Origin of the sequence: Miltoncostaea marina (assembly GCF_018141525.1) — a bacterium.
Lineage (GTDB): Bacteria > Actinomycetota > Thermoleophilia > Miltoncostaeales > Miltoncostaeaceae > Miltoncostaea > Miltoncostaea marina.
On record NZ_CP064655.1, the window covers coordinates 143,216 to 158,168 of the forward strand.

Sequence of the window (14,953 nt, forward strand, 5' to 3'; positions counted from 1 at the left end):
TCGCGGGGTCAGGGCGGGCCGCCGGCCGCGGCGCGCATGTCAGCGAACCACGCCCGGTGGTGGGGCGCCAGCGCGGCGGCGATGCGCGGCTCCCACCCGAGCCCCGGGTGCGAGTTGATCTCCAGCAGCCGCAGCTCGTAGCCGTCGTCGCCCCGGCGCTCGACGATCAGGTCCAGCCCCGCCACGAGCAGGGCCCGGCCCTGCGGCCGCGGCCAGTCGCGCGCGGCGCCCGCGATCGCCGCGAACACCTCGCGGGCGAGCGCCTCGAGCCGGCGCCAGAAGCCCGGCAGCGGGCGGTGCTCGCGCTCGACGTACGCCAGCATCTCGGTCAGCGGCAGGTTCTCGGCGGGGCCGCCGCCGGGCCGGTGCGACTCCGCGTTGAGCCACTCGTCGAGCCGGCCGCTGCCCGGCCGGGCGGGGGCGGCGGTCGTCTTGGCGACGCCCTCCCGGTAGACGCGCACCTCCAGCGGGTCCAGCGAGGTCGCCATCGCGTGGACGCGGGCGTCCCAGCGCCGCCCCCGGTAGAGGAAGGCGTCGGCGACCAGGTCCTGCGCGACGAACGGCGCGCGGGCGCCGGCGGCGACCTCGGCGGCCATCGCCGCGGCCGCGTCGCGCGGCACGATCTCGATGCCCCGGCACTGTCCGCTGCGCGACGGCTTGACGATCACGAGCCCGCCGCCCTCCTCCGCGGCGGCCTCGTCCGGGAGCAGCGTGCGCGGGCGGGGGATCCGCGCCCCGGTCGCCGCCTCGCGCGCGCGCAGGCACCGCTCCAGCTCGCACTTGCCGTCGAGCCAGCCGAGCAGCGACGACTGCGTGTGGCGGCAGCCCGACGTCCCGACGATCGCGTCGAAGAGGGGCGCGTGGCCCCAGTCGACGCCCCAGGTCGTCAGGACGACGGCCGGCGTGCGGGCCACGCCGCGCGCGGTGACCAGCGGCCCGCCGGGGTGCTGCACCCGGCAGCGCCCGGCGCGCACCCGGCCCCCCTCGACGGCGAGCGCCCGCCAGCCGGCGACGACCGCCGTCATCCCGGCCGCGGCGGCGGCGGATGCGAGCGGTGCCCACTCCTTGCGCCGCCGCCCGAGCCACTCGTCCGGATAGATCAGGAGCGCCGTCGGCGGCGCGCCGGTGCGGGCGCCCGCGCCGCTCACCGCAGGCCCGCCGTCTCGAGCATCCCGGCGAGCACGGTGCGCGCCTCGAAGTGCTCCTCGGCGACCCGGCGGGCGGCGCGCGCCTGACGGTCGTAGTCGCGGTCGAGCCGGTCGAGGGCGTCGACGAGCGAGTCCAGGTCGGCGAAGGGCAGCACGCCCGCGTCGGCCGGGAGCCAGTCGCCGTAGCCGGTGTCCTGGTGGAGCACCGGCCTGCCGGCGGCCAGGAAGCACGCGCTGCGATCGCTGAACCACCCCGACCTGCTGGCCACGTAGGCGTGCTTCGCCACGCCGATGTCGCCGCGCGAGCCCGCGATGAAGGCGGCGTACGCCTCGGGGGTCGCCGTCACCTTCAGCGGGTTGACCAGCCGCCAGCCGGCGCGCCCGAGCGCCTCGCGCGGGACGGCGCCGCCGCCGGCCGCGAGCACGTACTCGCCGCCGCGCCGCGACGGCAGCGCGGCGACGCGGCCGAACTCGCGGTCCTTGTGGCCGTACGACCTGCCGGCGTGGCGCACCTCGCCCCCGGCGGCCCAGTGCATGAGCGCGACGAAGGGGGCGCCGGGGGGCGGCGGGGCGCACCGCCAGGCCGACGTCGCCACGACGGGGCGCGTCGGAATCCAGGAGCGGCCCGCGTCGGGCACCGTGCAGTCGGCGGCGCCGATCCGCGCCGCGAAGGTGAAGAGGGTGTCGTAGTGGCGGGGCGCGTCGGCGCGACTGCCCGCGCCGGCGGCGAGCGCGGTCTGGGTGAACATCGGGTCGCCGTCGATGAAGAGCCGCCGCGGGCAGCGCTCCAGCTCGTCGAACCACGTGGGGTCGACGACGGTGAGCACGAACTCGGCCTCGCCGAGCGCCGCCAGCAGGCGTTCCCAGCCCGCCCCGTGGCACGCGCCGTCCCGGTCGATGAAGCTCCACCGGCCGGCGAAGCCGAAGCGCTCGGCGACCGCCGACAGGTAGCGCACGGCGGCGTCCGGCCGGTCCGTCATCGCGTCCGAGGCCGGGTCGTAGGTCTCGAGGGGGCGGTTCTGGCGCTCGACGTAGTGCACGCGGTAGCCCAGCTCGCGCAGCCCGAGGACGTAGTGCACGTAGTGCATCGTGAGGCCGCCGTACGGCAGCTTGCCGATGCCACCGACGCAGACGGCGAGCGGGGCGCTCATGCGCCGACCGCCTCGAGCAGCGGCGCGAGCGCCCGGTCGGGCGCGAGGAACTCGCGGGCGATCTCGCGGGCCGCGGCCGAGTGGCGGCCGTAGTCGGCCTCGATCCGCTCGATGGCCGCTGCGGCCTCCTCGGCGTCGCGGACGGCGAACAGGCCCTCGCCGCACGGCAGGTGGGCCGAGATGCCGGTGTCCTGCACGACGACCGGCCGGCCGGCCGCCAGGTAGGCCGCGCTGCGGTCCCCGAACCACCCGCTGGCGGTCGCCACGAACACCTGCTTGGCCACGCTGAACTCCCCGCGCGAGGCGCGCACGAACGCGCGGTAGGCGTCGTAGGACGCGGTCACGGCGTGGGCCTCCCGGATCGCCCAGCCGCACGCGCGCAGCCGCGCGCGCGGCACCTCCCGCCCCGCCACGGCCAGCTCGAAGCGGGCGCCGCGGGCGACCCGGGGCAGCGCGGCGAACCGCTCGAACTCGGCGTCCTTCTGGCCGAAGACGGCGCCGTCGTACTCGAGCGCCTCGTGCGCGCGCCAGTTCATCACCGTCGTGTAGGGCGCCTCCGGGTCCGGGGGCAGCGGCGCGAACTGGTCCAGCAGCACGGGGTAGCGGACATGGCGCCACGGCAGGCCCAGCGTCGGGACGGAGCTCGCCGGCGTGCCCACCCCCTGGCCCACCGTGAAGTAGGCGTCGTAGCGCGGGGTCGCCTCGCCGCCCCGCCGGCGCAGGTCCCAGCGCATCTGCGTCCATCCCGGCTCGCCGTCGATCAGCGCGGTGACGGCGCGCCCGCCGACGTCGCCGAGCCAGAGCCCGTGCGTGCCCGCGTCGATGAAGGCGTCGCAGGTGCGCAGGGCCTCGCGCAGCCCCGCCCGCGACATGCCGTGCGCGCGGCCGGCCGCGTCGACGAAGCACCAGCGCCCCTCGAGGCCGAACCTCGCGAGCAGCGTCGCGACGACCGCGGTGCCGCGCGTGCAGTCGTCGGTCATCTCGCGGCGCACGGGGTCGAAGCAGGACGACGCCCAGCCGCTCCGCTCCGCCACCACCACGTCGTGGCCCAGGCGGCGCAGCCCGGCGACGAGCTGCAGCGACATCGACAGCATGCCGCCGAGCGGGTAGCGGACCATGTAGACGCCGACGACGATCCGCGCCACGTCAGCCGCCCCCGCCCGCGAGCTCGTCGGCCACGGCCGCCCGCACCGGCGCGAGGGCGCGGCGGGCGCGCGCCGCCGTGGCCGCGGCGGCGCGCGCCGCCTCGGGCCGCAGGCACCAGCCGAGCGCCTCGCGCAGCGCCGCGGGCGTGGCGGCGTCGACCGGGAGGGCGTGCGGCCAGCCGAGCGCCTGCGCCTGCCGCAGCACCTTGGCGCCGCCCCGCACCGGATCGACGGCGACGGCGGGCACCCCGTGCTTGAGCGCCAGCACCAGCCCGTGGAGCCGGGTGGTCACGACCACGTCGACCCGCGCGATCAGCGCCTCGACCTGCGCCGGCGTGGAGAGGCCGGTCGCGTTGCGGTCGAGCCGCGTGTCGATCGGGACGACGGCCAGCCCCGCGTCGGCGAGCAGCGCGTCCACGAGCGCGTCCGCCTCGGCGTGGGCGGCACGGTCGCCGTACTCGTCCTGGCGGTGCACGAGCACGCGGCCGGCGACGGGCGCGGGCGGCGCCTCCGACAGCAGGGACAGGTCCGGGCGTGCCGTGCGCGAGCTGTCGCGCTCGAGCAGCAGGTCGAAGGGGTTCCAGCGCTCCAGCGGGTCGAGCATCGAGACGTCGAGGCCGACCATGCGGCGCCCGGCGAACCGCGGCAGGAACTCGGTCAGCGGCCAGCCGTCGCCGCACGGCCCGCACACGAAGACCACCCGGTCGTAGGCGCCGGGGTCGACCGCGCGCCAGTCGACGCCGCCCGCGAACGGCGGGTCGAGGGCGACGTCGTGGGGCACGCCCGCCTCGCGCAGCCACCCGCACACGACGTCGCGCGCCAGCAGGTCGCCCGCGGTGGCGCCCATCCCCGCGAACGAGAACCATCCGGCGACGAGCGTCCTCACGCGCCCGCCCCCACGGGGGCCCGGGGTCCCGTGCCGAGCGCGTCCTCGACCAGCGCGCCGAGCACGCGCCCGGCGTCGAACCACTCCGCGGCGATTTCGCGGGCCGCGCGCGCGTGGCGGGCGGGGTCGGCGACGACCGCCTCGATCGCCGCCAGGGCGCCGTCCGCGGAGTCGAAGGCGAGCACGCCGAGCCCGGCGGGGGGCGACGGCGCGAAGCCGGTGTCCTGCACAACGACCGGGCGGCCGCAGGCGAGGTAGCACGCGCTGCGGCAGCTGAACCAGCCCGACCGGCCGGTGACGTAGCCGCCCTTCGCGACGCTCAGCTCGGCCCGCGACGAGCGGATGTACGCCCGGTAGGCCTCGGGCGTGCCGCAGGCGGCGAAGGCGTCGCGCACCCGCCAGCCCGCCGCGGCGAGCACCTCGGCCGGGGTCCCCGCCGCGCTCGCGCCGTCCCCCGGCGACTCCCAGCCGGCGTGGCGCAGCGACCCGAGGGCGATCTCGAGCGGCACGGGCGAGCGCGCCGGCAGCGTCAGCAGCCGGCGCAGCTCGACGTCCTTCTGGCCCAGCACGCGCCCGCGCGCCTCGACCGGCGGGTAGCTCGTCCAGCTCATCACGGTCGTGAGGGCGTCGCCGGCCGCCGCCGCGGGCGGCCAGTCGGCGAGGACCACCGGCTGGCGCGTCGGCAGCCAGCGGTGGCCCGTCGCGAACGGGCCGTCGGCCACCCGCGAGCCGAAGCTGAACGTGACGTCGTGCGCGTCCACCCGGCGCGCGAATGCGCCCGCCGGATCCTCGATGATCCGCGCCTGCGTGAACACCGGGTCGGAGTCGATGTACGCGAGCCGGGGGATGCCGCGGTAGCGGCCGGGGTCCTCGAGCGTGCCGGAGACGTTCACCAGGAGGTCGGCCGACCGCAGGATCTCCGCGCGCCGGCGGTCCGGGACCCCGTACCAGCGGCCCTCGAGCGGCGAGCGGTACATCCAGCGGCCGCCGAGGCCGGCGCGCTCCATCACGGCGGCGAGGTGGCGCACGTTGGCGTGCCCGTCGGCCACCCAGCTGGCGGGGTCCGCGCCGCCGTCGAGCCGGTACGGCCACTCGCCCGAGTCCTCGAGGTACCAGACGTCGTGGCCCAGCCGCGCGAGCCCCGCCGGGTACTGCACGTAGTCCCAGGCGACGCCGCCGAGGCGGGGGTGCTGCGCGATCAGGCCGGTCACGACCACGCGCAGCCGGGACGCGGTCCGGGTCATCGGCGCGACCGCGCGGCGGCGCGCGACCCGCGGACCCCGGCCGGCGCGTCGGTCGACACCACCCGTCCCTCGGCGAGCTGCAGGTAGGCGTCGCAGCGCGCGAGCGTCGAGAGCCGGTGGGCGATCATCACGACGGTGCGGCCCTCCATGAGCCGCTCCATCGCGTCGATCATCATCGCCTCGGTCGCGACGTCGACCGCGCTCGTCGGCTCGTCGAGGATGAGGATCGGGGCGTCGGTCAGGAAGGCCCGGGCCAGCGAGATGCGCTGGCGCTCGCCCCCCGACAGGGTCATGCCGCGCTCGCCCACCAGGGTGTCGTAGCCGTCGGGCAGCGCCTCGACGACGTCGTGGACGCCCGCCGCGCGCGCGGCGGCGGCGATCTCGTCCAGCCGCGCGCCGGGCCGCCCGTACGCGATGTTCTCCGCGATCGTCGTGGAGAACAGCACCGGCTCCTGCAGGACGACGGCGAACTGGCTGCGCAGGTCGGCGACCCGCAGGTCGCGGATGTCCCGGCCGTCGAGCAGCACGCGGCCGGCGCCCGGGTCGTGGAAGCGCATCATGAGCCCGACGAGGGTCGTCTTGCCGGAGCCCGTGCGGCCGGCGATGCCGAGGCGCGTGCCGGGCGGGATCGCGAACGAGATGTCGTGCAGCACCGGGCGCGCCGGGTCGTAGCCGAAGGTGACGCCCTCGAAGGTGATCGCGCCCTCGGCGCGCCGCGCGGGCCGCGGGTACCGGGGGTCGGCGACGTCCGGCTCCTGGTCGAGCACGAACAGCGCCCGCTCGGCGCTGGCGAGCGACTCCTGCAGCGTGGTGACCGAGTGCGCGATGGTGCTCATCGGCTGGTAGAGCTGCACGAGGTAGGCCATCACCACGAGCAGGCTGCCGAGGGTGATCACGCCGTCCTGGACGTGCGAGACGCCGATGTAGAGGGCGGCCGCCGTGCCGACGGCGACGGTGAGGGCCGTCAGCAGGCCGAACAGGCCCTCCGCCACCGCGAGCCGGATGCGGGCGGACGTGCTGGCGCGGGAGCGCTCGACGTAGCGCACGTGCTCGCGGTCCTCCTGCCCGAACGCCTTCACCACGCGCAGCCCGGAGAGCGCCTCCTGCACCACCGCCATGGCCGAGCTGTCGAGGGTGCGCTCGCGCGCCCACCCGGCGCGCAGGCGCCGGCGGAAGGCGATCGTCAGGGCGACCAGCACGGGCGCGACGGCGAGCGCGACCAGGGCGAGCTGCCAGTCGATGGACGCGGTGACGGCGATCATGCCCGCCACCATCAGCCCCGAGCTCACGAAGGGCGTGACCCCGTTGACGGCGATCCACTGGATGGCCGGCGCGTCGTACTGGATGCGGTAGAGCGAGTCCGTCACGCCGCGCCGGTCGTGGTACGTGAGCGACAGCCGCTGGACGTGCCCGAAGAGCGCGGTCCGGAACCCGAGGACCAGCCGTTCGCCGGTGGAGGTCTCGAGCACGTCCTTCGCGAAGGTCGTCAGCTGCGACGCGAGCGCGATCAGCACGACCAGCGCGGTCACCACCGCCAGCAGGCCGCCCTTCGAGTCGGTCATGCCGTCCGGCAGCACGCCGAGCCAGCCGGGCACCGGCTCGTCGCCGATCACGTTGTCGACGGCGATCTTCAGCGGCAGCGGGGCCAGCAGCGCGAGCGGGGCCGCGAGGAGCCCGAGCGCGAACAGGCCGCCGATGTGCGGCCAGTGGTCGCGCGCCTGCACCAGCAGCCGCCGGTAGACGCGCAGGTCGCCGCCGGGCGGCCCGGGGGCGCGCGGCTCAGCCATCCACCGGGCGGCGCACGAGCGGGTCGGGCACCACCTCGGGCTCGCCGGCCCGTTCGCGGGCGGCCGGGGCCTCCTCGGCGCCGCCGAGCGCGCGGACGGCCTCGCCGAGGGCGCCGCCGGACTCGCGCAGCATGAGCCCCGCGAGCCCGGCGGCCGCCAGCCCCAGGATCGCGGCCGCCACCGCCGCGCCGTCGGCGAGGGCCAGGCCTGCGAGGACGGCGACGAGCGCGAGCAGCGCCGCGGCCCAGACCGGCCACGAGGGGACGACGCGCGCGCGCACGAGCTGGGCGCCCCCGCCGTGGTCCTCGACCGCGAACCGCACGCGGGCCGACCCGAACAGGCCCCCGCGGACGCGCAGGTCCCAGCGATCGAAGGCCCCGCCGCGCTCGACGACGACCTCCCGGGCGGCCAGCGCGCGCTCGACGTCATGGATGCGCGTCGCGGGGTCGCGCCAGTCCTCGCACCACCGCCTGACCCCGCGCGGGCGCGGCACCAGGCGGCCCGACGTGCGGCCGCGGCTCCAGGGCGCGAGGCCGTAGTCGAAGCGGCCCGACATCCGCGCGAGCGGCTGGGCCGCCGTGAGCATCGCGGTGATGGCCCGGAGCCGGAGCCGCTCGCCGGGCGGTCGCGCCTCGAACCGCGTCCGCAGGCCGCGCGCGGCCGCGCCGGCCAGCGTGGCGACGAGCGCGGCGGCCGCGACGGGCAGCGCCAGCAGGAGGGGCGTCCACGCGATCCCCACCGTGCCGAGCACGGCGAGCAGCGCGATCGCCAGGTACCACTCGGGCATGAGCGGCGCCGCCGCCAGCGCGCCCGGCGCCCGCTGGTAGAGCGACTGGAAGGGCGCCGCGCCCCACACGCCGTGGTAGATCCGGCCGGCCCGCCGGCCGATCCGGCGCAGCACGGCGTTGCCGTACACGGATCCGCCCCAGCTCACGTGGCCGAGCACGTTGTACTTCTCCGGCCACTTGCGCTCGAGCAGCGCCTCCGCCCGCCCGTAGCCGCGCTGCTGGCGCCAGTAGGCCCGCACGGAGGGGCGCCGGTGGTGCCAGACGACGGCGGCGGGGCTGAAGCCGATGCGCCACCCCGCCGCCTGGATCCTCCAGCAGGCGTCGACGTCGTCGCCGGCCACGCGGAAGGTGGGGTCGAAGCCGCCGATCGCCGCCAGCGCCGACCGCCGGAAGGCCATGTTGCAGCCGGGGATGTGCTCGGCCTCGGTGTCCGAGACCAGGACGTGGATCGGCCCGCCGGGCGCGTGCCCCACCGCGTGCGACACCGGCGGATCCTCGTGGGGGGTGATGTTGGGGCCGCCGATGGCGGCGTAGGCCGAGGTGAGGAACGACCACGCGAGGTGGCGGAGCCAGTCTGGGTCGGGGTAGGCGTCGTCGTCGAGGTAGGCGACGATCTCGCCGGTCGCGGCCTGCCACCCGGTGTTGCGCGCCGCGCTGAGGCCGGCGTTGGCCTGCGAGACGAGCCGCACGCCGAACTCGCCGGCGATGGCGGCGGTGGCGTCCGTGGAGCCGTCGTCGACGACGATCACCTCGCGATGCGGGTAGTCCACGCGCTCGAGCGCCTCGAGGGTCTGGCGGATGGTCCGCGCGCCGTTGTAGGAGCACACCACCACGGAGACGGTCGGCCAGTCCACGTCGTGAGGGAACGGCACCGCGTCGAGCGCCCGGGACACGGCCGCCAGCGCCGGCTTCGGCGAGCGGTCGGCGCGCGTCAGGCCGAACGCCCAGTCGTCGACCGGCGCGCCCGCGCGGTGCCACTCGTCGGTCCAGGAGAAGACGACGGCGCCGGCGCACCCCGCGGCGAAGACCGTGCGCAGCTGCCAGTCGAGCACCTCGGCCTGGCGCCACTCGCCGTTGCGCATCGCGTCCAGGCCCAGCTCGCTCATCAGCAGCGGGCGGTCGCCGGCGATGTTCTGCAGTCGGGCGATGTAGGCCGTCAGCCGCTCGCGGGACTCGAGGTAGACGTTGAACGAGACCGCGTCGAGGAACGGCAGCTGCAGGTACTCGGTCGTCGGGTAGTTGACGTAGGTGACGATCCCCGCCGGGTCCTCCTCCTTGACGGCCCGGTAGAGGACCTCCAGGTGGCGCTCGATGCGCCGCCTGCCGAGCCAGCGCGCGAGCTGCGCGGGGATCTCGTTGCCCAGCGCGTAGCAGAGCAGCGCCGGGTGCCCGGCCACCGAGCGGACCCGCTCGCGCACCATGCGCTCGACGTCCGGCGCGCCGCGCGGGTCGGCCAGGTAGCCCACGTACTGCTCGGCCGAGAGGCCGACCATCACGCGCAGCCCGTGGCGGGCGGCGGCGTCGAGCAGCGTGACGGGCGGCGTCGTGTGGGGGATGCGCACCGTGTTGAAGCCGGCCGCCGCCATCGCCGCGAAGTCGCGCTCGATGGTGTGGTGCGCGCGGTACTCCGCGCCGTCCGCGTCGGGCGCGAAGGCGCCGTAGGAGACGCCCTTCACCAGCAGGGTGCGCCCGTCGGCGACGATGAACTTACCGCGCACCGCGGGGCGGGACGGCGGCGCGCCAGGCGCCGGCGGCGGCGCGCCGCCGCGGATGCCGCCCGGTGACGTGGTCGTCGCCATGCGCGCCGCTACCCGGGGATGATGTCCGGGTCGCCGGCCGCCGCGCGCGCGTCGAAGTCGGCGAGGATGGCGTGGACGCCGGCGACCAGGTCGTAGCGCGCGCGGCGCTCGAGCAGCGGCACCAGGTCGGCGTACGCGTCCCGCAGGTTGCCGACCCAGATCATCCGGTACTCGATCACCGTCTGGAGCAGGTCGCGGTCGATGTCGCGCTCCGCGAACGCGGCCGACTCGCGCAGCTTGCCGAGCGCGACGAGCATGAGCTTCGTGCGGATGCACTTCTCGCACGTCCCGCAGTTGCCGCTGCCGCGCACGTCGTGCACGCAGACGCGGATGTTGTCGAGGCCCACCGGCCAGCCGGCGACGAGCGCCGTGCGCTCCAGGCGCGGCATGTAGGTGCCGTGGTGGTGCACCTGCAGGCGGGCGCTCGAGTAGTAGGGGTCGAGCAGCGGGCTCGAGCCGGCCGGCACCGACGGGTGCTGCGCGTCGATGCTGGCGGCGATGTAGGCGTGCCGGTACGCGCCGCTCAGCACGTGCGCCGCCGACAGGAACATGGCGCCGAAGGCGCTCTTCGCGAAGAACCAGCCGTCGCCGTCCAGCGACCAGATGTTCGTCCGCATCAGCACCACGTCGGCGCCCACGTCGTCGCAGACGCGCCGCGCCGCGTCGATCTTCGCGGCGTCCGGGTTGGAGCGCTCGGCCCGCTCGTCGACGAAGTCGACCAGCAGGCAGGAGCGGATGGCGAGCGGGTGGTCCGGGTCGAACCACAGCCGGTTGGCGCGCAGCGTGGCCAGCGAGTCGATCCCGCACGACAGCAGCGAGAGCGCGCGATCGCCCGTGGGCGGCGGCGCCTCGTGGCCGGCCCACTCGACGGCCGGCGGCGGCCCGAGCTCCGGGTACCAGGAGGCGAGCGTCAGCAGCGGCGCCCGCAGCTGGTCCAGCAGCATGGGGCACAGCGGCCCCTCCACCCGCACCCGCCGCTCGCCGGCGTGCCAGGCGGGCAGGACGGCGCCGACCAGGAAGGCGTTGGGGTCGGCCGTGAGCGGCGCGGCGTGGTCGGGCCCCACCTCGTAGTAGAGCGTCTGCTCCGCGCGCGGCGCGTCCTCCCAGGCGATCCGCGCCTCCACGCGGCGCGCGCCGTCGGTCGCCCGCTCGGCGACGGGCCCGACGATCACTCGGCCACCGCCGGGGTGCCGAGGAGCTCGGGCGCGCGGGCGGCCGCCGGGCGCGCGGCGGCGTCGCCGAGGGCGTCGAGCTCGACCTCGAGGAGCGCGCGCACGTCGACGTCGTCCCACCGCGACTCGATGTCGGGCACGGCGGCCAGCCGGTCGAGCAGCGCCTCGTGTCGCTCGCGGATGCGCGCGATCTCGGTGTACGGGTGGCACTCGAACGCGACCATCGTGTAGAGCGGCACGAAGCGGTCCGGCGCCAGCGCGTGGAGCCGCTCCTCGATCGCCTTGCGGCGGACGAAGCCCGGGTCACGGGCCGCGCGCGCGAGCTCGTCGAAGTGCCGTTCGGCGAGCGCGATGGCGGCCTCGCCGTTGTCGAGCCGCTCGGCCTCGAAGGCCGCGAGCGCCGCCGCCCAGTCGTCGTCGGCGCGGTCGAGGCACGCCATCAGGGCCGTGCAGTCCTCGAAGCCCGCGTTGAGGCCCTGCCCGAGGAACGGCACGAGCGTGTGGGCGGCGTCGCCGATCAGGGCCAGCCATCCGTCGTGCACCCACGGCGCGCAGCCGGAGCTGAGCAGCGGCGCCGGGGTGCCGTTGAAGAAGTCGTGGGCGAGGTGCTCCACGTTGACCGCGAGGTCGCCGCAGCTGCGGGCGAAGAAGAGGTCGAGCGTGTCCCGGTCGCACAGGGCCGCGAACGAGACCTCGCCCTGCGAGGGCATGAAGACCGAGACCGTGAAGCTGCCGTCCACGTTCGGGAAGCCGACGATCATGCAGTCCCCCCGCGGCCACAGGTGCAGCGCGCAGGTCGCGTACGCCGGCGCGCCGGATCGCGAGGGCGGGACCCGCATCTCGCGGTACGAGATCGGCGACAGCCGCTGGTAGAAGCGGAAGGCGGGGTCCTTCAGCAGGCTCCGCCGCACGGCCGAGAACGCGCCGTCGGCAGCGAGCACCCGCGCGGGGCGCGCCTCGACCGGCGACCCGGCCGGCGTGCGCAGCGCGATCGTCCGCCGCGCCACGTCGACCGCCACGCAGCGGTGCCCGAAGCGCACGGCGACCCGGGGCTCCCGCTCGGCGAGGTCGAGCAGCCGCATCGTGAGCTCGGCGCGCGAGGCCGAGAAGATCGCGTCCCGGCGCGGGGTGTAGCGCTGGAAGCGCGTGCCGCCGCCCTCGTCGTGGATCATCCGGCCCTCGAGGGGCAGCGCGATCTCCCGCACGGCGTCGTCGACCGCGGCGGCCCGCAGGCCGCGCCACCCGCGCTCGGCGAGCGTCAGGTTGATCGATCGCCCGCCCGGCAGCGGGTTGACGCGGGGGTCCGGCCGTGCCTCGAGGACCTCCACGCCGTAGCCGCGGCGCGCGAGGAGGATCGCGAGCAGCGTCCCCACCGGTCCCGCCCCCACGATGGTGACGTCGAACGTCCGGTCGGCGTTCCGGCGCGCCATGCCGCCCCCTTGGCACCGTGCGATGGAGTGATGGCGGCGGCGCGAGCGGTCGCGTCGTCGCGTGCAACCCCTAACGCGGGCGGCGGCCCAAGGTCGACGCTATCTCCCCGGGCGCGGGTCCGGCGCCCGGGCGCCCCTCGGACGCGGCGGGCCCGGCGCCCTCCGGGCCGCCCGCCGGCCGCGGCGCCGCCGGCGCCGCGTCGGCGCGCCCGCCCTCCCCGCCGGCCCGCTCCGGCCCGCCGCCCGCGGGGCCCCGGGTCGCCGGCGCGGGCGGGCCCGCGGGCCCGCCGGCCTGCGCGGGCCGGGACGGCGGCGGGAGGGTGCCGGCGACGGGGGTCGCGGGGTGCCGGACGGCGGGCTCGGGCCGGGCCGCCTGGGGCGCGGGCCGGGCGGCGCCCGCCGGTGTCGCCGGCGGCCCGTGGGAGCCCGCGGCGGCCCCGGCCGCCGCCGCGGCGCGGGGCGGGACGCCGGGCGGAGGCCCGCCGGGCGGGTCGGCGCGGGGCGGGTCCGCGCGCCCCGGCCGGTCCCCCGCCGGTCCGCGCGCCGGGGCGCCGGCCACCTCGGGCCCGGCCGCCGCCGCCGCCCACGGCGGGGGCGCGGCAGGCTCGGCGGGCGGGGCGGCGACGGCGTCCGGTGGCGGCTGGGGCGCCGGCGCCGGGACGGGCCCCGCGGGAGGCGCGGAGGCGGCGCGGGGCCGGGCGGCCACGGGCGCCGCGCCCGCGGCCGGCGCGCCGGCGGCGGGCGGCGCGGCCGGATCCCCGGACCCGGCCGGCGTGTCCGCCCGGACGGCGGGCTCGGCGACGCCGGCGGGCGCGGCGACCCGCGGCAGGTCGCCCGCCGCGGCCGGCGCCGCGGCGGGCGTGGCCGCCGGCGGCGCCGAGGCGGGCGGGGGCGCCATGCCGGTGGCCGGGGCCGGGCCGGCGCCCCGGGTGCGTCCGACGAGGGGCGCCGGCGGCCGGGGCGGACCGGAACCGGCCTGTGCGGGGAGCGCCCACGCCGGCGGGTCGCCGGGTGCCTCGATCGCCGCCCAGCGGCCGCCGCCGGGCGCCTCCGGCGCGACGGCCGGCCCGCCCAGCACGGGCGGCGCCCCGACCGCCACCGCGATCGCGGCGACCGCCAGCTTGGCGGCGAGCGCGCCGCCCGCGCCGGAGGCGGCCCCCGCGCACGCCCCCGCGCCCGCGCCCGCGCACCCGCCGCCGGCCCCGCCGGAGAGCGCCGCCAGGGCGTCGCGCACCGCGCGGACGAGGCCCTGTATCGCGAGCAGCGGCAGCGCCGGCAGGAGCGCGAGCACCCGCCGTCCGGCGGCCGCGGGCGCGTGGGCGCCGCCGCAGGCCGGGCAGACGCGCAGGTGGGCCGCGACGGCCCGCGACCGGAGCACCCTCCCGTCGCCACCGTCCAGCCGCCGCCGCACCGCGGCGCAGTCGAGCGCCCGCCCCGCGGCCATCGCGTGCAGCCCCCCGCGCGCCAGGTGCACCAGCTGCTTGGCCGCCGCCGCCGTCACGCCGAGCGCCTCGCCGATCTGCGCGTGCGAGCGGCCCGCCATCTCGCGCAGCACCAGCGCGCCGCGCTGCTGGTCGGGGAGCGCGAGCAGGTCCTCCACCAGCCCCCGGAGGTCCTCGGCGGCCTCGATCCGCTCGGCCGGGCCCTCCCCCGGGCGCGGCTCCATCCCCGTCAGCGCGAGCGGCGGCTGGGGCGGGCGACGCCGCAGGATGCTCACGCACTCGTTGTGCGCGACCCGGAACAGCCACGGCCGCAGGTCGATCGGCGCCTCCGGATGGGCGAGCAGCCAGCCGTAGGCGCGCATCATCGTGCTCTGGAGCGCCTCCTCGGCGTCGCGCTCGTCGCGCAGGATCGAGGCGCAGTAACTGACCAGGCGCTGGCGATAGCGCCGGTACAGCTCGTCGAACGCCAGGTCGTCGCCACCGCGTAGGCGGGCGACGAGCGCCGCGTCCGAGGCCGCGGCGGACGCCCGTTCGCGGGGTGCCGCGGGTCGGTGCGCGTCGGTGCTCGTCGTCATCCGTCGACCAGACGTTCAGGATTCTCGGGCACGGCGACTGTCCACCACCTCGGCCGACGCGATCAACCCCGCGCGCGGACGGCCGTGGCTGTCCCGCCGGGGGATGCGCCGCGCCGGCGCGGCGTGGTAGCGAGGGCGGCGGGCCGGCGGGGCCCCTCGGCCGGGACGGCCCCGCACCTCGGCACCGGCCCTCGCGAGCACGGCGCCGTTCACCGGCGCGCCCGCCGCGCGGGGGCCGGGGTGGTGGGCGCGGGTGGCGCGCTGGGCGAGCGCGATGCGTGTGGCGAGGGTCGCCGCCTCGCCCGCTGCCAGCCCGACCTCGCGCAGCGTGACCACCTTCGCGCCCGCCCGGCGACGGGGGCGCGAGGTTCCCCGCGACGGCGATC

Annotated in this window: 10 protein-coding genes; all 10 read right to left on the reverse strand. The window is 77.9% G+C overall.

Annotated elements, in window-relative coordinates; genetic code table 11:
- Positions 1-8: 8 nt before the first annotated feature.
- Positions 9-1,148, reverse strand: coding sequence for an ATP-grasp domain-containing protein (locus ITJ85_RS00675; RefSeq protein WP_217914435.1), 1,140 nt, complete (start codon positions 1,146-1,148; stop codon positions 9-11).
- Entirely contained in the window at positions 1,145-2,299 is a 1,155-nt protein-coding gene (locus tag ITJ85_RS00680; protein ID WP_217914436.1) for a hypothetical protein, read from the reverse strand. Before ITJ85_RS00680 ends, ITJ85_RS00675 begins: the two co-directional genes overlap by 4 nt.
- Positions 2,296-3,444, reverse strand: coding sequence for a hypothetical protein (locus ITJ85_RS00685; protein ID WP_217914437.1), 1,149 nt, complete (start codon positions 3,442-3,444; stop codon positions 2,296-2,298). Before ITJ85_RS00685 ends, ITJ85_RS00680 begins: the two co-directional genes overlap by 4 nt.
- A gap of 1 nt (position 3,445) precedes the next feature.
- Positions 3,446-4,330: a polysaccharide pyruvyl transferase family protein gene (locus tag ITJ85_RS00690; RefSeq protein WP_217914438.1), complete on the reverse strand. Its 885-nt coding sequence runs from the start codon at positions 4,328-4,330 to the stop codon at positions 3,446-3,448.
- Entirely contained in the window at positions 4,327-5,574 is a 1,248-nt protein-coding gene (locus ITJ85_RS00695) for a hypothetical protein (protein ID WP_217914439.1), read from the reverse strand. Before ITJ85_RS00695 ends, ITJ85_RS00690 begins: the two co-directional genes overlap by 4 nt.
- Entirely contained in the window at positions 5,571-7,361 is a 1,791-nt protein-coding gene (locus tag ITJ85_RS00700) for an ABC transporter ATP-binding protein (RefSeq protein WP_217914440.1), read from the reverse strand. Before ITJ85_RS00700 ends, ITJ85_RS00695 begins: the two co-directional genes overlap by 4 nt.
- A complete protein-coding gene (locus ITJ85_RS00705) occupies positions 7,354-9,948 on the reverse strand; it encodes a glycosyltransferase (RefSeq protein WP_217914441.1) in 2,595 nt (864 codons plus the stop codon). The genes ITJ85_RS00700 and ITJ85_RS00705 overlap by 8 nt, the downstream gene beginning before the upstream one ends.
- An 8-nt stretch (positions 9,949-9,956) precedes the next feature.
- Positions 9,957-11,120: a hypothetical protein gene (locus tag ITJ85_RS00710; RefSeq protein ID WP_217914442.1), complete on the reverse strand. Its 1,164-nt coding sequence runs from the start codon at positions 11,118-11,120 to the stop codon at positions 9,957-9,959.
- Positions 11,117-12,550, reverse strand: a complete 1,434-nt coding sequence (locus ITJ85_RS00715) for an FAD-dependent oxidoreductase (RefSeq protein ID WP_217914443.1) — start codon at positions 12,548-12,550, stop codon at positions 11,117-11,119. Before ITJ85_RS00715 ends, ITJ85_RS00710 begins: the two co-directional genes overlap by 4 nt.
- 70 nt (positions 12,551-12,620) lie before the next feature.
- The gene (locus ITJ85_RS00720; protein WP_217914444.1) at positions 12,621-14,567 is read right to left on the reverse strand and encodes an RNA polymerase sigma factor; all 1,947 of its coding nucleotides are present in this window, start codon (positions 14,565-14,567) and stop codon (positions 12,621-12,623) included.
- Between the last annotated feature and the right edge of the window lie 386 nt (positions 14,568-14,953).

What these genes read in the sequence shown, in the direction of transcription:
- ITJ85_RS00680 (WP_217914436.1), bottom strand. Translation starts at nt 2,299, where the DNA reads ATGAGCGCCCCGCTCGCCGTCTGCGTCGGTGGCATCGGCAAGCTGCCG.
- ITJ85_RS00720 (WP_217914444.1), bottom strand. Translation starts at nt 14,567, where the DNA reads ATGACGACGAGCACCGACGCGCACCGACCCGCGGCACCCCGCGAACGG.
- ITJ85_RS00695 (WP_217914439.1), bottom strand. Translation starts at nt 5,574, where the DNA reads ATGACCCGGACCGCGTCCCGGCTGCGCGTGGTCGTGACCGGCCTGATC.
- ITJ85_RS00715 (WP_217914443.1), bottom strand. Translation starts at nt 12,550, where the DNA reads ATGGCGCGCCGGAACGCCGACCGGACGTTCGACGTCACCATCGTGGGG.
- ITJ85_RS00700 (WP_217914440.1), bottom strand. Translation starts at nt 7,361, where the DNA reads ATGGCTGAGCCGCGCGCCCCCGGGCCGCCCGGCGGCGACCTGCGCGTC.
- ITJ85_RS00705 (WP_217914441.1), bottom strand. Translation starts at nt 9,948, where the DNA reads ATGGCGACGACCACGTCACCGGGCGGCATCCGCGGCGGCGCGCCGCCG.